The organism is Achromobacter aegrifaciens, assembly GCF_902859735.1.
Classification (GTDB): Bacteria; Pseudomonadota; Gammaproteobacteria; order Burkholderiales; family Burkholderiaceae_B; genus Achromobacter; species Achromobacter aegrifaciens.
The window spans coordinates 424,308-443,056 of sequence record NZ_CADIJY010000003.1 but is presented as its reverse complement, the minus strand read 5'-3'; the positions used below and the strand labels follow the sequence as shown (position 1 = coordinate 443,056).

Genomic DNA, 18,749 nt, shown 5'->3' with positions numbered 1-18,749 from the left:
CGATGACCCAACTTTCCTTGCGCGTGGCCGCCCTGCCCTTGATGCTGGCGCTGGGCGCCTGCGCCTTCGCGCCCAGCAGCAAGCCGCCCGCGGTCGCGCAACCGGCGCAGTACGGCGTCGAAGCCACGCCCCCCGCGAGCGCCGCCGCCCAGGGCGTTGCGCAGCGCTTCGAGCAAGGCGCGCGGCCCGTGCCCGAATGGTGGAAGCGCTATGAATCAGAGGCGCTGAACGCGCTGGTGGCCGAAGGTCTCGCCAACAGCCCGGACCTTGCCGCCGCCGAACGCAACCTGGCCGGCGCGCGCGAACAGCTGCGCGGCCAGGTGAATTCATCGTTACTGCCTTCGGTCGACGCGGGCGCCGATGCCTCCCGCCGGCGCGCGCTGACCATGCCGAACCTGCCCGAACCGACGGCGCAATACAACGTCTTCACCGGCCAGGTCCACGCCAAGTACGACCTGGACCTGTTCGGCGCGGCGCGTTTTGCCAACGCCTCGCTCGCGGCCCAGGTCGAGCAGCAGGCCTTTCAGCTGGAGTCGGCCCGCCGTTCGCTCGCCAGCAACATCGTCACAGGCGCCATCACTGCTGCGGCGCTGGCCGAACGCGTGGCGTTGACGGAGAAGCAGGTGGTGCTGGCGCGGCAGGTCGCGCGCGACACGCAGCGCCGCTACGAGCTGGGCTCGGCCTCGCAGAACGACGCGCTGGACGCGGACCAGGACGCCGCCACGCTGGAAGCGTCGCTACCCGGCCTGCGCGCGCGCTGGCATGCGACGCGCCATGCGCTGGCGGTGCTGCTGGGCCGCAATCCGGACCAGGCTCCGCCCGATCTCGCCTTCAGCATGCTGGCCGTGCCGCAACAAGTGCCGGTGGTGGTGCCGTCCGAACTGCTGGCCGCGCGCCCGGACATCCTGTTCGCCGATGCGGTGGTGCAGGCCGCGGCGGCCGACGTGGGCTTGGCCACCGCGCAGCTGTTCCCCAGCCTGTCCTTGTCCGCGTCCATGGGCAAGAGCGGCTTCAATTGGCCCGCTGCGATGTCGGGCGCCGGCGCCGTCTGGGCCATCGGCGCTTCGCTCACGCAGCCTATCTTCCATGGCGGGGCGCTACTGGCCGAGCGCAGCGCGGCCAAGGAACGCTACGAAGCCGCGTTGCTGCAATACAAGCAGACCGTGCTGACCGCCTTCCGCGACGTGGCCGACACGTTGTCGCGGCTGGACGCCGACGGGCAGGCGCTGGCCTCCGCCGAAGCGTCGCGCCGCGCCGCGGAGCAGTCCTACCGCAACACCGCCAGCCGCGTGCGGCTGGGCGCGCTGGCGCCATATACCGAGTACGCCGCCGAGCAGCACTACGTGGCGGCCCGCCTGCGCGAGATCGAATACGCCAATGCGCGCCTGACCGAAACGGCGGCGCTGTTCCAGGCCATGGGGTCGCCGGCCCGCGCCGCGCAGCAATAGGCGCATCCGGCCACATCCGGCGACACGCGGCCATGGCCGCGGCGGATCGGCAAGCAAACCCTCGCGCTCACGGCGCGGGGGCTTGTTCCTTCATGCGCGTGGCCAGCGCCAGCGATTCGATGCGGCGGGCGGCCGACTGCAGCAAGGCCGTGGTCTTGTCCTGCGCGATAGTGTTGAGCCGAGCCGCAAGAAAGGTGACGGTCAGCGCGCCGAACACGCGCCGGTCTTCCTGGAACACCGGCACCGCGATGCCCGCCCGTTCTGGCGAGATCTCGCCCACTCCCAGATAAAAACCCTGCACCCGGATCCGGTCCAGCTTGCCGGTGAATTCGGCCTGCGTCGCCCCCAGGCCCAGGTCGCGGATCTCGTCCGCATGGGCCTCGTACAGGCGGCGCTGATCCTTGCGCGGCAGGAAAGCCACGATGGTCTTGGCCGTGGCGCCGCGGAACAGCGGATGGGCGCGGCCGCGGCCGTGCGGAATACCCAGTTCGTCGGGTCCGCGCTCGTGGTGGATGTTCAGGATGCGCAGGCCGTGGATCACGCTGAGCAATACGTCGCCGCCCACCTGATCCACCACCTCGCGCATGATCGGACGCGCCACGCCCAGCACCGGATCGCCGTCGATGATGAGGTGGTCCAGTTCGATGATGCGCGGCCCCAGCTTGTAGCCTTCGCCGGTCACGCGCAGCAGATAGCCCAGGTCCGTCAGGTCGCGGATGTAGCGGTAGCCCGTGGGCGCCGAATACGACAGGCGCGAAATGATCTCTTCCGCCGACAGCACCGGGGTTTCCAGGCTGAAGAGGTCAAGTATCGCTAGGGCTCGCTTCAGGGTGGACATGGCGGTCGTGGGACGGGGAACAACGCGGGATCGGGCGCAGCGTATCACAGGGATGCCCGCGGCGCGCCTGGGCCATAGGCGCTGACTACCAGACCCTGATTTCCCTCCAGACGCAAACTATCGTTTTTCTATTTTTTATCATTTATAGATAAAAACTAATTGGATTAGATAATTTTTTATCGAATAATGATATTCAAGCAATGGGCAGATTGACGTCCAACACGCCACTGCACCTGCGGAAAACATCAGGGGAAAATCCATGAAGCAGTCTTGCGGCACCAAGGGCGGCATCAGCCGCCGGCATTTCCTGGGGGCTTCGGCCGCCACCTTGGCCAGCGCGGCGCTGGCGCGGCCCGGCCGCGCCTGGGCGGCCGGCTATCCGGCCGAACGCGCCATCCAGTTCATCGTGCCCTTCCCCGCTGGCGGCGGCACCGACCTGGTGGCGCGTCCGCTGGCCCAGGGCATCGGCGAAGCGCTCAAACAAAGCGTGGTCGTCATCAACAAGGGTGGCGCCGCAGGCAACATCGGTACCCAGCAGGCCGCGCGTTCGGCGCCGGACGGCTACACCATCGCGCTGGGCTCCACCGGTACGCACACGGTGAACCAGAGCCTGTACGAGAACATCGGCTATGACCCGGTCAAGGACTTCGAACCGGTGTCCATGGTCTGCTACTACAACAACGTGCTGGTGGTGCATCCGTCGTTTCCGGCGCGCACGCTGCAGGAGTTGGTCGCCATCATCAAGGCCAATCCGGGCAAGTACTTCTATGGCATCACGCAGAACGGCAGCTCTGCGCACCTGGCCATGGAACTGCTCAAGGCCACGGCCGGCCTGGACCTGCCCGGCGTGCCGTACAAGGGCGCGGCAGCCGCGGTCAACGACTTCCTGGGCGGACAGTTCCCGATCCTGATGGATGTGGTGATCAACCAGCAGCAATTCATCCGCGGCGGCAAGTCGCGCCCGCTGGCCGTGACCTCGGCGCAGCGCGCGCAGGCGCTGCCCGACGTGCCGACCGTGGCGGAATCGGGCTTTCCCGGCTATCAGGCCATAGGCTGGAACGGCGTGTTCGCGCCCGCGGGCACGTCCGCCGCCATCATCCAGACGCTCAATGGCGCCGTGCAAAGCGCGCTCAAGCAGCCCGCCCTGGAGCAATTGACGCAGAACGGGCTGGAGCTGCACGGCAGCACCCCGCAAGAACTGAGCCGTTTCGTCGCCACCGAAAGCGAAAAGTGGCGCACGCTGATCAAGAGCGCCAACATCAAGGCCACCTGATGCAACGCATACCCTATGGCGTCCCCGTGGACGCCCACTCCAATCCCTGGCTGGCGCTGGACCGCGAGCTGCGCGCGCAGGGCCTGCGCGCCGCGGGCGCCGCGCCGGTGCGCGCGGTGGTCTGCGTCACCGTCCACGTCGACGGCCCCGCCGTCGAGGTCGGCCGCAAGCAGTTCCCGGCCGGTCCCCACACCGCGGGCCGCTATGCCATCCGCCGCGGCGTGGCGCGGCATCTGGAGATCCTGGCGCGCCACGGCATGCCGGCCACGTTCTTTGCCTGCGGCTATGACGTCGAGCACTATCCGGCGACCTTCCACGACATCCTGGACGCGGGCCACGAGATCGCCGCCCACGGCTATCTGCACGAAGCCTGGGACCTGGGCGATGACGAGCCCGCGCTGCTGGAAAAGACCCACCGCATCATCCAGCGCGAGCTGGGCGTAACGCCCGCGGGCTGGTGCTCGCCCTCGGGCCGCAAGAGCCATCGCACCCTGCCCGCGCTGCGGCGGCTGGGTTACTGCTACGACGCCAGCGAAAAGGACCAGGACCGTCCCTACCTGCCGGCGGATACGACGGACTTCATCATGCTGCCGAACAACACGGTCTCGCTCGACGACTATCCGTTCTACTTCTCGGGCCACAGCCTCGCCGCGGAAGCCTATGACAACTGGGTGCAGGAATTCGAGGCGCTGCGCGCAGCCGAAGGCTATGTGCACCTGACCGTACACCCCAAGGCCGCCGGCGGCTCCGGCACGCCGGCCCGCGCCGCGGCGCTGGACCGCTTCCTGGCCTATCTGGCCGCACAACCCGATGTGCACGTCATGACGCTGGAAGCGCTGGCGCGGCACTGCCTGGCCCGCCCCGACGCCTGGAGAAGCGCATGAGCGCCGACAAAACCGTACTGGTCACCATCAATGTGCAGGGCATCGGCCCCGAAGCCGCGACCCAGCCCGAAACCTCGCTGCACGGGCGCGACGCGCATGGCCGCTACACCTACGGCGGCGGCCTGGCGCGCGTGCTGGACATGCTGCGCCGCCAGGACATCCGCGCCACGCTGTTCTGGCCGGTATTCGAAGCCGAACGCTGCCGCGGCCTGCTGGAGCAGAGCCTGCGCGACGGCCACGAGGCCGCCTCGCACGGCAATGCCTACGAAGACCTGCCCGCGCTGGGCGAGCGCGAAGGCGAAGTGCTGGAACGGGCCCGCGACCGGCTGGCCGAACTGACCGGCTCCGCCCCGCAAGGCTTTCGCTATGCCAGCGCGTTTACCGCCAATACCGTGCCGCTGCTGCACCAGCTCGGCTATCGCTACGACAGCAGCGCCATCGACGACGACGCCCCCTACGCGCTGGACGCGGACGGCGGCCCCGGCATGGTGGAGCTGCCCTGGAGCGAAGGCCTGTGCGACGCCACCCATTTCAGCCGCCGCGTGACGCAGGACCGTGCCTATGCGCACTGGGTGGAGCAAGGCGATGCGCTGCTGGCGACCGATGGTTATGCCTGCCTGACCCTGCATCCGCGCGCCGACAACGGCGTCGGCCGCGCGGCCAGGTTGGTGAAAGTCGAGCAATTGCTGGAGCGCTTCCGCACCGCAGGCGCCAGCTTCAAGACCTGCTCCGAGCTGGCCGCCTCCCCCCATACGCGCTGAACGCAAGACGCCCATGGCGTGCTTGCACTGGTAAACCCTGAGCAATATTGGCGCCAAAATAAGCTAACATTTTTTCGCCATCCAATTCCCACCCCCAGATTGCGGCGCGGCGCGCCGCCCAAGTCCATGACCCAGATCACCCAATTTCCCTTCGTATCGGTTTCGGGCGCGCCCGAGGCCCGCGGCCGCTCGTATGGCCAGCAAGCCGCCGACCGCGTGCGCAAGAGCGCCAAGATGTACGGCCAGACCCTGGTCGACCTGGGCTATGACGCCATGGCGCGCACCCAGCTGATCAATGGCTTCGCCCGCGAGATCGAGAACTTCGCGCCGCACTACCTGGAAGAAATGCGCGGTATCGCCGCGGGCGCCGACGTGCCTTTCGAAGACATCGTGATGGTGAACGCGCGCACCGAAGTCATCGCCAAGGCCCGCGCCGAGAAGAAGAAGGCCGCCGAATTGGAGCCGGGCGACGGCTGCACCGGCGCGCTGATCCTGCCGACCCGCTCGGCCAACGGCCGCCTGATCCATGGCCAGAACTGGGACTGGCGCGCGGAATGCGCCGAGACCGCCATCGTGCTGCGCGTGCACAACGACAACGGCCCCGACATGCTGACCTTCGTCGAAGCGGGCGGACTGGCGCGCAGCGGCCTGAACAGCGCCGGCGTCTCGATCACCGCCAACTACCTGGAGTCCGACCGCGACTTCCGCCAGCTGGGCGTGCCGCTTTCGTTGATCCGCCGCAAGGTGCTGGAACAGGAACACTTCGCGCTGGCGATCAAGGCGGTGGCGACCACGCCCAAGTCCTGCTCGAACAACATCATGATCGGCATGGCGGCGGGCTTCGGCGTCGACTACGAATGCACCACCGATGAAGCCTTCCCCATCTACCCGGGCAGCGACGATCTCATCGTCCACGCCAACCACTGGGTCAGCGAAGTGGCCCTGAGCAAGCTGCGCGACACGGGCCGCGCCAGCACGCCGGAAAGCGCTTACCGCGACTGGCGCGTGCGCCGCCTGCTGAACGAGGAATCCAAGCTGACGCGCGAAGACTTGAAGCGCGCGCTGTTCGATGACTTCGGCGCGCCCTATTCCGTGTGCCGTCCGCCGCGCCCCGGCAGCCACGACAATCTGTCGGCCACGGTGGCGATGGTGATCATGGAGCCCGAGGCCGGCCTGATGGAAGTGGCGCCGCTGCCGGCGCTGAACCGCAGTTTCACCCGCTACAGCCTGACCGCCGAACCCGAACTGCTGGCTGCCGCCTGAAGCGGCGCGCCCGCGCAACCCCAGGAAAACGTATCGATGAAAAACCATTTGTTGAGCGCCGCGGTTGCGCTGGCGCTGGGCTCCATGGCCGGCGCGGCCTGGGCGCAATCCGCCCCGCCGCTGCGCATTTCGTTCACGGCCGATATCCGCTCCACCGAACCCGGCGTGAACCGCGACAGCAACAGCGATGCGGTGGTGCTGCACATCGTCGAGGGCCTGGTGGCCTACGGCGAGGACGCCGAGGTGCGGCCGCTGCTGGCCAAGTCGGTGGATATCAGCCCGGACGGCAAGACCTATACCTTCAAGCTGCGCGAAGGCATCAAGTTCCACAACGGCAAGCCGATGACGTCGGCCGACGTGCTGTGGACCTGGCAGCATTACACCGCGGCCAATTCGGGCTGGCGTTGCGCCAGCGAGTTCGACGGGCGCGGCACGGTCAAGGTGACGGGCGTGGAAGCGCCGGACGCGCAGACCGTGGTCTACCACATCGAAAAGCCCAGCAGCCTGTTCCTGGCGACGCTGGCGCGCGCCGACTGCGGCGGCACTGGCATCCTGTCCAAGGATTCGGTGCGGGCGGACGGTTCCTGGGACAAGCCCATCGGCACCGGGCCGTTCGAATTGGCGGAATGGAAGCGCGGCGAGTACGTGCGGCTGACGAAGTTCGCGGGCTATTCGAACCTGGACGGCAAGCGTGACGGTTATACGGGATCGAAACGGCCGCTGGTGGACGAGGTGCGCTTCCTGATCGTGCCGGACGATTCCACCGCCAAGGCGGCCCTGCAGCGCGGCAACATCGACATCATCGAGGACGTGTCCAATAGCGACGTGCCGGTGCTGCAAGGCACGCCGAACGTCAAGGTGGCGCATGCGCCGGTGATGAGCATGACGGCATTGCTGATGCAGACCAAGGATCCGGTGCTGGCCAATCCGAAGATGCGGCAGGCGCTGGCGCACGCGATCGATTACCAGCAACTGGCGGCGGCGGTGACGGAAGGCCTGGCTCAGCCCAACAATTCGATCGTGCCGCTGGTGTCGCCCTACTATGACGCGGCGCAGAAGCAGGGCTGGAACTACGATCCGGCGCTGGCGCAGAAGCTGCTGGGCGAAGCGGGCTACAAGGGGCAGGATCTGACGATCCTGACGACCAAGCGCTATCCGCAGTCGTACAACTCGGCGGTGATCATCCAGGCGATGCTGCAGGCGGTGGGGATCAAGGCGCAGTTGTCGGTGGTGGAATGGGCGACGCAGCTGGACCGCTATAACGCGGGCACTTACCAGATGATGACGTTCCCCTATTCGGCGCGGCTGGATGCGGCGCTGAACTACGAGATGGTGACGGGGGACAAGGCGAAGCAGCCGCGCAAGGTCTGGGACAATCCGCAGGCGCTGAAGCTGATCGAGGCGGCGTCGTCGGATACGGATCATGCGAAGCGGCAGGCTTCGTTTGATCAGCTGCATAGGCTGTTCCTGGCGGATGTGCCTAGTATTCCTTTGTATAACGGGTTGGATATTGGGGCTTATCGGGCGGATATCAGGGGGTATCAGCCTTGGGCGGTCAAGAAGCCGCGGGCTTGGGAGGTGGAGCGGGTTTCGGCGCCTTGATGTTGGTTTTGTTGTCTTTGTTGGTGCCTTCGTTGTCTTCGTAGGTCGCCCGGCGGCGCGGGCCCTGAGGCTGCTCGCGCCCACGATTGCGGTCCGGAGCGTTCGCTCCGGACTGCCCCGTCGTCATCGTCGTCACCGCCTGCGGCGGCTCCTTCCGATTCCCTCGGGCGCATCGAGGTTGCTCGCAGCCTCAGGGCCCGCGCCGCCGGGCTACGAGTTTCTTGGTTCGCTGCGCGGTTAGACCCGTGGGTAGTGGCGAGGTTTGCGGGGCCCGCCGCTTGCGGCCGCGCAGGCGGCCGCAAGCAGCTTACGTGGTGGTGGGGCGTCGGGGCGGTGTGCGCTGGCGCGCTGGCGTGGGTCTTGTTTTTTCCCTACTCGCAGTTTCCTCTCCCCGCAGTTTTCCCTCCGCTTTTTTCTTCTTCTCCCCGTCTCACTCCTCTCAGATTGGCTGGCAGCATCAGTCCGGCCTATTAGGGATACTACTGGTATCTCTTTGGGATACCAGTGGGGTACCTTCTCGTCCATTGCGCCGGACGGCAACTCGGAGTCTCTGCCGTCCGCGCCTTTTTCTTACGCTGCAATACACATGAACGCTACGCAACGCACCTATCAAACCCTGCTGGACCAGATCGTTTCGCGCCGGATTCCGGCGGGGGAAGTGTTGGAGGAACGCCGACTGGCGGATGAGCTGGAGGTGTCGCGCACGCCTTTGCGCGCGGCCATGAACCGGTTGTTGGGTGAAGGGATGCTGGAGCGGCTGTCCAACGGGTCCATCGTGGTGCGCTCGTTTGGCGTGACGGACCTGCTGGAGCTGCTACAGATCCGCAGCCTGCTGGAGAGCGAAGCCGCGGCGATGGCGACCGGGCGGATTCCGGCGGAGCCGTTGGAAGGGCTGCGGGCGCGGCTGCAGGCTTTGCTGGATGCGAAGACGCCGGACGAGAAGTCGGATTGGGAGGTCGATAACGCGCTGCACGATCTGGTGGCGGCGTATTGCGGCAACCGGAATCTGGCGACGATGATCACGGCGACGCGGCGGCAGGTGCGGATGTGCGATGTGGAGCGGCTGCCGCAGCGGCAGGTGCAGGCGCGGGAAGAACATCTGGCGATTGTGGAAGCGCTGCTGTCGGGGGAATCGACCCGGGCGCGGCAGGCGATGGCGGCGCATCTGGAGAACGTGCGGCGCAGCTACGTGAATTCGCTGGGGTATCTGAGCCATGGCGCGTGACATGGATGTCTCCCCGCTCGTGATCCGCCCGCGGCCGCTCACGCCGGAGGCCTTCGCGCCTTATGGCGAAGTGATCGCGCACCAGGGCGCGGAGCGCCGTCACCATCTGACCGAGCCCATGCGGCACAGCCCCGAAGTTGTGCGGCACGCCAGCTGGGTCAGCCGGGTGCAGGCGGCGCCGCCCGGGCCGGTGGAGATCCGGCTGATGGAGCGCCACCGCTACGCGGCGCAGAGTTTCGTGCCGCTGACGGACTCGCCCTATCTGGTGGTGGTGGCGCCTACCGGGGCCGACGACCTGCCCGACATGGCGCGGCTGGAAGCGTTTCTCGCAACCGGCAGCCAGGGCGTGTGCTACCGCGTGGGCGCCTGGCATCACGGCCTGACCGTGCTGCGGGGGCCGGCGGAGTTCCTGGTCCTGATGGGCCAGACCGGCCGCGGCGATGACGACGAGTTCTGGCAGGCTCCGGCTCCGCACGCCCTGGTTTCGATTTCCGATTGACTCTATCCCGATGGCTAGCCCGCTATGACTACCGATCATCCCCACTTGCGCCGCGATTTCGTCGGCTACGGCGCCAACCCGCCCGATCCCCGTTGGCCGGGCGGCGCGCGCCTGGCGTTGAATCTCTGCATCAACTACGAGGAAGGCGGCGAGCCTTCGGTGCCGGACGGCGACGCTGAATCCGAAACCGGACTGACCGAGGGCGGCGCGGGCGGCTTCGCCGGGCGGGACCTGGCGGCCGAGTCGATGTTCGAGTATGGCAGCCGGATCGGCTTCTGGCGCGTGCACCGGCTGCTGCAGGCGCGCGGCATGGCGGCCACGATACTGGGCTGCGGCCTGGCGCTGGAACGCAATCCGGAAGTCTGCGAGGCCATCAAGGCGGCGGGCTATGACGTGTGCGCACACGGCTGGCGCTGGGAACGGCACCAGAACCTGACGCTGGAAGAGGAACGCGAGCGCATCCGCCGCACCGTGGAATCGATCACCCGCACGGTGGGCTCGCGGCCGCTGGGCTGGTATTGCCGCTACGGCCCCAGCCTGAACACCCGCGCCCTGCTGGCCGAGGAAGGCGGTTTTCTCTACGACTCCGACACCTACAACGACGAGCTGCCCTACTGGACCGAAGTTGCCGGCAAGCCTCATCTGCTGGTGCCCTACGGCCTGGCCAACAACGACGCCAAGTTCATCCGCGGCGGCATGGCCACGGGGCAGGACCTGTTCGAGTACCTGCGCGACGCGTTCGACATGCTGTACGAGGAAGGCGCCACGGCTCCCAAGATGATGTCCGTGGGGCTGCATCTGCGCCTGGTCGGCCAGCCGGGCCGCGCGGCGGGCCTGGCGCGCTTCCTGGACCACGTGGCGGCGCACGGCGACGTCTGGGTCTGCCGGCGCGCCGACATCGCGCGCCACTGGCATGCGCACCATCCGGCCGCCCAGGACGCCGCGCGCTGATTCATTTTCTGCATCGCCCACGTTTTCTCATCAGGAGAGCAGCATGTCGAAGTACCAGAAAATCAATCGCCGCGGCCTGCTGGCCACGGCCCTGGCCGGGTTGCTGGCGCTGGGCCTGAGCCCGGCGGCGCAAGCCGAGGCCTATCCCAGCAAACCGATCCGCATCGTCGTGCCCTTCCCGCCCGGCGGCGCGGCCGACACCCTGGCGCGTGCTCTGTCGCAGCAGTTGAACGACACGCTGGGCAAGCAGGTCATCGTGGAAAACCGCGCCGGCGCGGGCGGCACCATCGGCACCAATGCGGTGGCGCGAGCGGAGCCCGACGGCTACACGCTGCTGCTGGGCAACGTGTCCACGCTGGCCATCGCGCCCAGCCTGTATCCGAACCTGAACTACGACCCGGTCAAGGACTTCACGCCGATCACGCTGGTGGGCAAGAGCCCGCTGGTATTCGCGGTCAATCCGGGCCTGCAGGCGAAGAACCTGCCCGAGCTGATCGCCCTGGCGAACAAGGATCCGGGCAAGCTGACCTTCGGCTCTTCCGGCGCGGGCAGCATCACCCACCTGACCGGCGAAGTACTGAACCTGGCCACGGGCGGGAAACTGGTGCACGTGCCCTACAAGGGCAGCGCGCCCGTGCTGCTGGCGGTGGCCTCGGGCGAGTTGAGCATGGGCGTGACGCAGGTGGTGGAGATGCTGCCGCAGTACAAGGGCGGCCGGGTCGGCGCCGCGGCGGTGACGGGTATCGAGAAGTCGCCCGCCCTGCCCGAAGTCACGACCGCCGCATCGCAAGGCGTGAAGGGACTGGAAGCCACCACTTGGTACAGCCTGATGGCGCCCGCAGGCGTGCCGGCGGAAGTGGTGCAGCGCCTGCAACCGGCGCTGGAGAAGGTGCTGACCAACGCCGAGCTGCGCAAGCGTTTTGCCGACGAGGGCCTGATCCTGGCGCCGTCCACGCAGGCCGAGCTGAGTGCGTTCCTGGGCAGTGAAGTGCGCGATTGGGCCGCGGTGATCAAGCAGGCGGGCGTGAAGCTCGACTAGCGATTCAGGCCGGGCCGCACTCGCGGCCCGGCGCCGTCAAGCGTCTTACTTGCCGTCGCGGACCTTGGTTTCCCAGGCCCGCGGCTTGCCTTCCCAGACCGAGAATCCTTCCACGCGCTTGCTGGATGCCCATGCATCCGCGCCGTTGTACAGCATCAGCATGGGGGTCTGTTCCAGCATCAGGGCGTGCAGCTGGTCGAACAGCGCCTGGCGCCTGGCCGGATCGGATTCGAGGAAGCTCTCATCGATCAGCTTCTGCGCCGCCGGGTCATCCCAGACCTTGCGCGGCTGCTTGGCCTTGTCGCCCGAAAATTGCTCGAAGCTCAGCGACGGATCCAGGCGCGAAGAGAACGAGAACGAGCTGATCTGGTACTTGCCGGTGTTGTAGCGGTCCAGCTGCGTGGCCCATTCCAGCACCTCGATCTTGGCGTTGATGCCCACCGCCTGCATCATGGCCTGGGCGATCACCGCGACTTGATAGCTCGGTACGTGGGCGCGCTTGTTGGCGTAGATGACCACGGGCTCGCCCTTGTAGCCGGCTTCCTTCAGCAATTGCTGCGCCCGGGCCGGATCGTATTTGTAGCCGCGCTTTTCCGCGTCCTTGTAATAGGCCGACCCCGCGTAGACGGCGGAATTGTTCAGCTGGCCCAGGCCTTCGGAGGCGGCGGCCACGACCTGCGGAATATCCAGCGAGGCGGCGATGGCCTGGCGGATCTTCACATTCTTCAGGACCGGATCCTCGGTCTGGAACAGCAGCACGTGCTTGACCGCGTCATGCGGGCTGAACACCGTCAGGTTCTTGGCGTTCTTCAGTTCGCCCACGTCGGTGTTGGTGATCTGCGCGGCGTCGATCGCGCCCGACAGCAGGCCTGCCTTCGAAGTGGAAGGATCCGGCACCACCAGGAATTTGACCTCGTCGGCCAGCGGACGCTTGGACCCCACGTAGCCGTCCGGTTTGTCGCCGGCGGGCGAGACGTAGTCCTTGTAGGCCGTCAGCAAGGTGTATTCGCCGCGCTTCCAGTCCTTGAACATGTAGGGGCCGGTGCCCACCGGCTTGATCCAGGAACCGTCGGCCGCGACCGAATCCTTGGAGATGATGGCGGTCATGCCGCAATCGGTGCGGGCCAGCGAATCCAGGAACACGGCCGACTTTCGGTCCACCTTCATCACCACGGTCTGCGCGTCGGGCGCGGACACGTCCGTCACTTTCAGGCCGTTGCGGCCGTCGAAGTCGCTGCGGCAGCGCCAGTCCGTCTTGGGATCCATGTAGCGCTGCCAGCTCCAGATCACGTCGGCCGAGGTCAGCGCGGCGCCGTTGTGAAACTTGACGCCGTCGCGCAGCTTGAAGGTGTAGGTCAGGCCGTCTTCCGACAGGTCCACCGACTTCGCCAGCAGAGGGCCCACAGTGCCGTTCTCGCGGTAGCCGACCAGACCTTCCACGATGTTGAGCACCACGCCGTCGGTGGTGTTGTCGCGGTTGACGCCGGGGTTGGTCGAGCGGATGTCGGCGGGCTGGGCGATGGTCAGCAGCGCGGCCTGGGCCGAACCGGCGGCGGCCAGCGCCAGGCTGAGCGCGAGCGCTCTAGGTACGAAAACGTGGTGCATGCAAAAACTCCCCGGCGTGCGGCGCAAAATTCACGCATATATTGGCGCCAAAATTAGCTGCCCATTATGAGCGGAATGCGCCGCTCCGCTATCGGGGGTATCCCTGAAGACGCCGCCGGAATGAAAAACGGCGGCCTTCTTTCCGAAGGCCGCCGCATGCGTGCAGCGCGGGACACGCTGGCAGCGTCAGGAGATGTCCTGCCCCACGTGCTGGGCAATGATTTTTTGCAGACGCTTGACGTCGCGGGCTTCCAGCGCGTCCACCATGTCGAAATGCTCGCGCGCGGAGATCTCGATGCGTGAACGCGTCACCCATTCCTTGGCTGGCGCCGCCGGGCCGCGGGCGCGCGTTTCGTGGATCAGCGCGACCAGTTCGCGATTGCGGCACATGTCGTACATGCCCGCGTGGAAAGCCAGGTTGACCTCGTACTGTTCCAGCAGCGTGCCGTCCTGCAACAGCTTGGCGAAGCGTTCGGCCAGGGTGCGCAGTGCCTTGACTTTGCCCGCGGTGACGTTGGGCATCAGGTCCGCCGCCGCGCCCGTTTCCAGCAGGATGCGGATGTCGCGGATCTGCAGATGCTGGTCCGGATCCATGGCATAGACGTGATAGCCCCGGTTCGGGATGTGCGCGATCAGCCGCTTGGCGGCCAATTGGTCTAGCGCCCGCCGGACGTCCAGACGCTTGGCGTCGTAGCGTTCCTGCAGGTCGATCTGTTTCAGCCAGGCGCCGGGACCGTAAACGCCCGCCTGTATATCGTGGGCGATGCGATCAACCAGGCCGGGTTGCGCCGTTGCCGCTTTCGGCATGGACCACTCCCGTCTATCAAATCCGAAGCGCGTATTTTATGCGTAAGTATCCCTGGGGGACGGCGCCGTCGCCCCCTGGGATACCCGGCCCTCAGGCGCTGGCCCGCAACGGCTCCTGTTGGTCCAGCCGCCAGCGCAGGCGCACGCCGCCGGTATCGGTGGATTCCAGCGCCGGAATCGCCGACAGCAGGCTGCGGGTGTATTCCTCTTGCGGCTGGTCGAACACGGCGTCGCGCGAGCCCTGCTCGACGATGCCGCCGTCACGCATCACCACCACGCGGTCGGCCACCTGCTCCACCACGCCCAGGTCGTGGCTGATGAACAGGCAGGAAAAGCCGTGGCGTTCCTGCAGGTCGGCAAACAGGTCCAGCACCTGCGCGCGCACGGTCACGTCCAGCGCGGACACCGGCTCATCGGCGATGACGAAGGCCGGACGGCGCACGATGGCGCGGGCGATCGCCACGCGCTGACGCTGCCCGCCCGACATCTCGTGCGGATAGCGCTTGGCGTACTCGGAGCCCAGGCCCACTTCGGCCAGCACTTCGTCCACCCGGCGTCGCTTTTCCGCCGCGGGCATGTCGTCCAGCATGCGCAGGCCCTCGCCCACCAGTTGGCCGATGGTCATGCGCGGGTCCAGCGAGGAATACGGATCCTGGAACACCATCTGGCAGTTCAGCCGGTAGTCGCGCCAGGACGCCGACCGGCGGTTCACCGGTTGGCCACGGAACAGGATCTGGCCCGAAGTGGGCGCCAGCAGTCCGGCAATGGCCCGGCCCAGCGTGGTCTTGCCTGAACCCGAGCCGCCCACCACCGCCACCACTTCGCGCGGCTTGACATGCAGGTCGATGCCGTTGAGCGCGCGCTTGGCGCCAGTGCGCGAGAACAGCCGCTGGTGGCCGGCGTAATCGACCACCAGATTCTTGACCTCGACAATGGGCGGCTCCTTGCCCAGTTGGCGCGCCGGCAGCCGGCGCGGCATGGCGTCCAGCAGCTTGCGCGTGTAGGGATGCTGCGGCCTCTCCAGGATGCTGGCGGTGGCGCCGGTCTCCAGCACCTTGCCATGCTGCATCACCACCATGCGCTCGGTGTAGCGCGCGACCATTGGCAGGTCGTGGCTGATCATCAGCACCGCCGTATGGTGTTCGCGGGTCAGGTCCACCATCAGTTCCAGCACGTCGCGCTGCACCACCGCGTCCAGCGCGGTGGTGGGCTCGTCGGCGATCAGCAGCGCTGGCTCCAGCAGCATCACCGATGCCAGCATCATGCGCTGGCGCATGCCGCCGGAGAACTCGTGCGGCCAGGCTTCCATCGCTCCCTTGGGATCGCGGATGCCGACCCGTCGCAGCATTTCCAGGATGCGTTCGCGGCGCGCGGCGGCGGACAGGTCCTTGCGATGCAGGCGCAGGCCCTCATCCAGCTGGCGGCCAATTGGCATGGACGGATTCAGCGAGGTCATCGGCTCCTGGAACACCATGCCGATGCGCGCGCCGCGCAGCTTGCGCAGCGCAGCCGGCGACGCCTGCGTCACGTCCACGCCTTCGAACTTGATGGAGCCGCCAGCCACCACCAACGGCGACGGCGTCAGGCCCATGATGGCGCGCGCGGCCTGCGTCTTGCCGCTGCCGGATTCGCCGACGATGCCGACCATCTCGCCGGGCGCCACCTCGAAGGACACTCCGCTGACGATCTCGCGCCCGCCGGGGCCGACGGTCAGCGACAGATTCGATACCGATACCAATGCGCTCATTACACGCCCCTCATGCGGGGATCGAGGCGGTCACGCACCGCGTCGCCCAGCAGATTGATTCCCAGCAGCGCGAGCGCGATGGCCAGGCCGGGAAGTATGGATAGATAGGAAGCCTGCGCCATGAACGGTCGGGCAGCGGCCAGCATGTTGCCCCAGGTGGGCGCGGGAGGCGGTACGCCCAGGCCCAGGAAGGACAGCGCGCTTTCCGCCAGGATCACCCAGCCGAACATGGAGGTCGCCAGCACCGTCAGCGGCGCCACGCAATTGGGCAGCACATGGCGGAACATGGTGTAAAGCTCGGAGTTGCCCAGCACGCGCGAGGATTCGATGAACTCCTTCTCGCGCAGCGACAGCACCGTGCCGCGCACGATGCGCGTCACCGAGGGCGTGTAGGCCAGGCCCAGCGCCAGGATGATGCCGTATTTGTTGGCGCCCACCACGGCCAGCAGGCCCAGCGCCAGCAGCAGGCCGGGAAAGGCCAGCAAGGCATTGTTGAAGGCCATGATGATGCGGTCGGTCCAGCCTCGCACAAAGCCGGTCAGGGTGCCGATGATCGTGCCCGCGACGATGGCGAAGCTTACCGTCAACAGGCTGATCCAGACGCTGCTGGAAGCCCCCGCCAGCAGGCGCGACAGCTCGTCGCGGCCGAATTCGTCCGTGCCCAGCAGGAACTCGCCGCCAGGCGGCTTCAGGCGCGCCACGAAGTTGATCTTGAGCGGGTCATGCGGCGTCCAGAAGGCGCCCATGACGGCCGCCACCAGCATCAGCGCCACGATGACGCCGCCCAGTAGCGCGTTGGCTGCAATTCGCTTTTTCATTCGGCGGTCACTCTCGGGTCAAAGAGGGGATAGCAAAGGTCGATGAACAGGTTCACGATCACGTAGACCACGCCCACGAACAGCAGACAGCCCTGGATCACGGGGTAGTCGCGGGCGAAGATGGAGTCCACCAGCAGACGCCCCAGGCCGGGGATGGTGAATACCGTTTCCACCACCGCGATGCCGCCCAGCAGGTTGCCCAGCACCAGGCCGATCAGCGTCCAGGTGGGTCCGAAGGCATTGCGGAACGCGTGGCGCATCAGCACCGCGGATTCCGACAGCCCCTTGGCGCGCGCGTGGGTGATGTAGTCCAGCCGCAGCACTTCCAGCGTGCTGGCCCGCGCCATGCGCATCAGCACGCCGATCTCATGCAGGAACAGCGTCAGGATGGGCATGGCCAGGTACAGCAGGCCGGCCTTCCAGTCCTCGCCGATGGACACGTAGCCCACCACTGGCAGCCACTGCAGCTTGAGGCCGAAGAAGATCAGCAGCAGCAAACCCAGCCAGAAGGTCGGAATCGACACCAGCAACGTCGCCGTGCCGACCAGGAACAGGTCAGGCGCCTTGTTCTGCTTCCAGGCGGCGATCATGCCGGCCGGCACCGCCACCAGCGCGGCGAACAGCACCGCCACCACCACCACGCGGCCGCTGATCAGGAAGCGGTCCCACACCAGCGGCAGCACCGGCTGGCCGGTATTGATGGACGACCCCAGGTCCCCGTGCAGCATGTTGCCGAACCAGATGCCGAACTGGGTAAGCCAGGTCTGGTCCAGCCCCAGCCGCTCCCGCAGGTCAGCCAGCGCGGCTGGCGTCGCCAGGTCGCCCAGCAGCAGTTGGGCGGGGTCGCCCGGGATGAGCCGGATCATCACGAATACCGCCACCGCCACGATCAGCAGCGTCGGTATGGCCATGACGATCCGGGATAGCGCGAAACGCAGCATGCCCCTCTCCTATTCCTGGTCACGGACTCGCGGATGCCCGCAAGCGCCGCGTCCGCCAGTCTCAGTTGTCTTCATGTCGCAGCTTGCGCAGGGCGGAGGCCAGGAAGTCCTGCACCTGGCCCACGCACTTCAAGCCGTCATGCGGCACGTTTTCCACCACGTCCAGCACCGCGTTCACGCCTTGCGCCTCGAACGAACGGCGCAGCGACTCCAGGCGCTCCGGGCGGGTATTGCCGGCGGAGTTGGCGCCGGGCATGAAGAACTTTCCGCCTTCGCGGTGAGTGATTTCCCAGGTTTCCAGGTCGGCCTTGCCCACGATCATGTGGACCGCCACCTGCTTGAGCGCTTCGATGTCGATGCGCTTGCCGAAACGGGTCTCGGCATCGCGCACGCCCACCCACCAATCCTGGCTGGGATCCAGCAGCGTGACCGAGCCCGGCGCGCCGATCGACACGGCCCACAGGCTTTCCGGGTGCAGGTAGGCGAATCGATTCACGAACTGGCCGCCGCCGGAGTAGCCGAACAGGCAGAACTTCTTGAAGTCGCAGCCGAACTTCTCGCCCACTTCCGCCACCATGTCCAGCAGGATCTCGTCGTAGCGGATGTTGCCTTCGCGCAATTGCTTGAAGCCGTCGCGATTGCCGTCGCCCAGCGGGCTCACGGGGAACAGCGGGCACAGCACGATGCAGTCGTTCCAGCGGGCGAACTCGGCGAACGCGTCGCGGTATTCCACGAAGGCGCGGCCGGTGCCGTGCATGATCACCACCAGCTGCATCGGATGCCTGGCGCTGTCGATGTGCGGCGGGACATAGGTGCAATAGGAAAAGCGCGGATCGGAGCGGGCGGCGAAGACGGTGCTGTGGCCCAGGTCGTACATGGCCCGCGCGCGGGCGGCGTCGGGCTGGATGGCAAGTGCTGCGTTGGACTGCATGATTTCCTCGTTTCCATGGCCGCGGAGGCCGATGGTCTGTGCCGGTGGTCAAAATAATGATCACATAAATTGGCGCCAATTTTAGGCGCACGTATTCCGGCCCAACAAGGCAGGGGA

Annotated in this window: 17 protein-coding genes; 10 read left to right on the top strand and 7 right to left on the bottom strand. The window is 66.8% G+C overall.

Annotated features, from left to right (window positions below):
* Window positions 1-2 precede the first annotated feature (2 nt).
* The gene (locus HV766_RS12085) at window positions 3-1,448 is read left to right on the top strand and encodes an efflux transporter outer membrane subunit (protein ID WP_054451308.1); all 1,446 of its coding nucleotides are present in this window, start codon (window positions 3-5) and stop codon (window positions 1,446-1,448) included.
* Between the two features lie 67 nt (window positions 1,449-1,515).
* Here the strand turns inward: HV766_RS12085 and HV766_RS12080 are convergent, their stop codons facing one another.
* Window positions 1,516-2,286 carry an IclR family transcriptional regulator gene (locus HV766_RS12080; protein WP_082400661.1) on the bottom strand — a complete coding sequence of 257 codons (771 nt, stop codon included), beginning with the start codon at window positions 2,284-2,286 and terminating at the stop codon, window positions 1,516-1,518.
* 259 nt (window positions 2,287-2,545) lie between these two features.
* Between HV766_RS12080 and HV766_RS12075 the strand changes: the two genes are divergently transcribed.
* The 9 genes from HV766_RS12075 to HV766_RS12035 all read left to right on the top strand — a co-directional run bounded on the left by HV766_RS12075 (window position 2,546) and on the right by HV766_RS12035 (window position 11,783).
* Window positions 2,546-3,559: a Bug family tripartite tricarboxylate transporter substrate binding protein gene (locus HV766_RS12075; RefSeq protein ID WP_054450434.1), complete on the top strand. Its 1,014-nt coding sequence runs from the start codon at window positions 2,546-2,548 to the stop codon at window positions 3,557-3,559.
* On the top strand, window positions 3,559-4,443 hold the full coding sequence (locus tag HV766_RS12070) for a polysaccharide deacetylase family protein (RefSeq protein ID WP_054450433.1): 885 nt from the start codon (window positions 3,559-3,561) through the stop codon (window positions 4,441-4,443). Before HV766_RS12075 ends, HV766_RS12070 begins: the two co-directional genes overlap by 1 nt.
* Window positions 4,440-5,204, top strand: a complete 765-nt coding sequence (locus tag HV766_RS12065) for a polysaccharide deacetylase family protein (protein WP_054450432.1) — start codon at window positions 4,440-4,442, stop codon at window positions 5,202-5,204. Before HV766_RS12070 ends, HV766_RS12065 begins: the two co-directional genes overlap by 4 nt.
* 126 nt (window positions 5,205-5,330) lie before the next feature.
* Window positions 5,331-6,467 (top strand): C45 family autoproteolytic acyltransferase/hydrolase, encoded by a 1,137-nt coding sequence (locus HV766_RS12060; RefSeq protein WP_175181216.1) that lies wholly within the window; start codon window positions 5,331-5,333, stop codon window positions 6,465-6,467.
* Window positions 6,468-6,503: 36 nt separating this feature from the next.
* Complete coding sequence (locus HV766_RS12055; RefSeq protein ID WP_175181215.1) at window positions 6,504-8,069, top strand: ABC transporter substrate-binding protein; 1,566 nt, start codon at window positions 6,504-6,506, stop codon at window positions 8,067-8,069.
* Window positions 8,070-8,655: 586 nt separating this feature from the next.
* Window positions 8,656-9,294: a GntR family transcriptional regulator gene (locus HV766_RS12050; RefSeq protein WP_054450430.1), complete on the top strand. Its 639-nt coding sequence runs from the start codon at window positions 8,656-8,658 to the stop codon at window positions 9,292-9,294.
* A 1-nt stretch (window position 9,295) separates the two neighbouring features.
* Window positions 9,296-9,793 (top strand): ureidoglycolate lyase, encoded by a 498-nt coding sequence (locus HV766_RS12045; RefSeq protein WP_225588993.1) that lies wholly within the window; start codon window positions 9,296-9,298, stop codon window positions 9,791-9,793.
* Between the two features lie 24 nt (window positions 9,794-9,817).
* On the top strand, window positions 9,818-10,744 hold the full coding sequence (locus HV766_RS12040) for an allantoinase PuuE (protein WP_175181214.1): 927 nt from the start codon (window positions 9,818-9,820) through the stop codon (window positions 10,742-10,744).
* 43 nt (window positions 10,745-10,787) lie between these two features.
* Window positions 10,788-11,783, top strand: coding sequence for a Bug family tripartite tricarboxylate transporter substrate binding protein (locus HV766_RS12035; protein WP_175181213.1), 996 nt, complete (start codon window positions 10,788-10,790; stop codon window positions 11,781-11,783).
* Window positions 11,784-11,828: 45 nt separating this feature from the next.
* On the opposite strand, the gene HV766_RS12030 is transcribed toward HV766_RS12035, so the two are convergent.
* The 6 genes from HV766_RS12030 to HV766_RS12005 form a co-directional block, all read right to left on the bottom strand.
* On the bottom strand, window positions 11,829-13,388 hold the full coding sequence (locus HV766_RS12030; protein ID WP_082400659.1) for an ABC transporter substrate-binding protein: 1,560 nt from the start codon (window positions 13,386-13,388) through the stop codon (window positions 11,829-11,831).
* Window positions 13,389-13,574: 186 nt separating this feature from the next.
* Window positions 13,575-14,195 carry a GntR family transcriptional regulator gene (locus HV766_RS12025; RefSeq protein ID WP_054450425.1) on the bottom strand — a complete coding sequence of 207 codons (621 nt, stop codon included), beginning with the start codon at window positions 14,193-14,195 and terminating at the stop codon, window positions 13,575-13,577.
* 91 nt (window positions 14,196-14,286) lie between these two features.
* Window positions 14,287-15,942, bottom strand: a complete 1,656-nt coding sequence (locus HV766_RS12020) for an ABC transporter ATP-binding protein (protein WP_175181212.1) — start codon at window positions 15,940-15,942, stop codon at window positions 14,287-14,289.
* Window positions 15,942-16,760, bottom strand: a complete 819-nt coding sequence (locus HV766_RS12015) for an ABC transporter permease (protein ID WP_054450421.1) — start codon at window positions 16,758-16,760, stop codon at window positions 15,942-15,944. The genes HV766_RS12020 and HV766_RS12015 overlap by 1 nt, the downstream gene beginning before the upstream one ends.
* Complete coding sequence (locus tag HV766_RS12010; RefSeq protein ID WP_054450419.1) at window positions 16,757-17,701, bottom strand: ABC transporter permease; 945 nt, start codon at window positions 17,699-17,701, stop codon at window positions 16,757-16,759. Before HV766_RS12010 ends, HV766_RS12015 begins: the two co-directional genes overlap by 4 nt.
* Before the next feature lie 61 nt (window positions 17,702-17,762).
* Window positions 17,763-18,632, bottom strand: coding sequence for an alpha/beta hydrolase family protein (locus tag HV766_RS12005; protein WP_175181211.1), 870 nt, complete (start codon window positions 18,630-18,632; stop codon window positions 17,763-17,765).
* Window positions 18,633-18,749 lie beyond the last annotated feature (117 nt).

Bases quoted from the DNA above. Each gene is read 5' to 3' on its own strand.
- HV766_RS12015 (WP_054450421.1), bottom strand. From the start codon at position 16,760: ATGAAAAAGCGAATTGCAGCCAACGCGCTACTGGGCGGCGTCATCGTG.
- HV766_RS12075 (WP_054450434.1), top strand. From the start codon at position 2,546: ATGAAGCAGTCTTGCGGCACCAAGGGCGGCATCAGCCGCCGGCATTTC.
- HV766_RS12050 (WP_054450430.1), top strand. From the start codon at position 8,656: ATGAACGCTACGCAACGCACCTATCAAACCCTGCTGGACCAGATCGTT.
- HV766_RS12045 (WP_225588993.1), top strand. From the start codon at position 9,296: ATGGATGTCTCCCCGCTCGTGATCCGCCCGCGGCCGCTCACGCCGGAG.
- HV766_RS12080 (WP_082400661.1), bottom strand. From the start codon at position 2,286: ATGTCCACCCTGAAGCGAGCCCTAGCGATACTTGACCTCTTCAGCCTG.
- HV766_RS12020 (WP_175181212.1), bottom strand. From the start codon at position 15,942: ATGAGCGCATTGGTATCGGTATCGAATCTGTCGCTGACCGTCGGCCCC.
- HV766_RS12060 (WP_175181216.1), top strand. From the start codon at position 5,331: ATGACCCAGATCACCCAATTTCCCTTCGTATCGGTTTCGGGCGCGCCC.
- HV766_RS12005 (WP_175181211.1), bottom strand. From the start codon at position 18,632: ATGCAGTCCAACGCAGCACTTGCCATCCAGCCCGACGCCGCCCGCGCG.
- HV766_RS12055 (WP_175181215.1), top strand. From the start codon at position 6,504: ATGAAAAACCATTTGTTGAGCGCCGCGGTTGCGCTGGCGCTGGGCTCC.
- HV766_RS12030 (WP_082400659.1), bottom strand. From the start codon at position 13,388: ATGCACCACGTTTTCGTACCTAGAGCGCTCGCGCTCAGCCTGGCGCTG.
- HV766_RS12040 (WP_175181214.1), top strand. From the start codon at position 9,818: ATGACTACCGATCATCCCCACTTGCGCCGCGATTTCGTCGGCTACGGC.
- HV766_RS12035 (WP_175181213.1), top strand. From the start codon at position 10,788: ATGTCGAAGTACCAGAAAATCAATCGCCGCGGCCTGCTGGCCACGGCC.
- HV766_RS12085 (WP_054451308.1), top strand. From the start codon at position 3: ATGACCCAACTTTCCTTGCGCGTGGCCGCCCTGCCCTTGATGCTGGCG.
- HV766_RS12070 (WP_054450433.1), top strand. From the start codon at position 3,559: ATGCAACGCATACCCTATGGCGTCCCCGTGGACGCCCACTCCAATCCC.
- HV766_RS12065 (WP_054450432.1), top strand. From the start codon at position 4,440: ATGAGCGCCGACAAAACCGTACTGGTCACCATCAATGTGCAGGGCATC.
- HV766_RS12025 (WP_054450425.1), bottom strand. From the start codon at position 14,195: ATGCCGAAAGCGGCAACGGCGCAACCCGGCCTGGTTGATCGCATCGCC.
- HV766_RS12010 (WP_054450419.1), bottom strand. From the start codon at position 17,701: ATGCTGCGTTTCGCGCTATCCCGGATCGTCATGGCCATACCGACGCTG.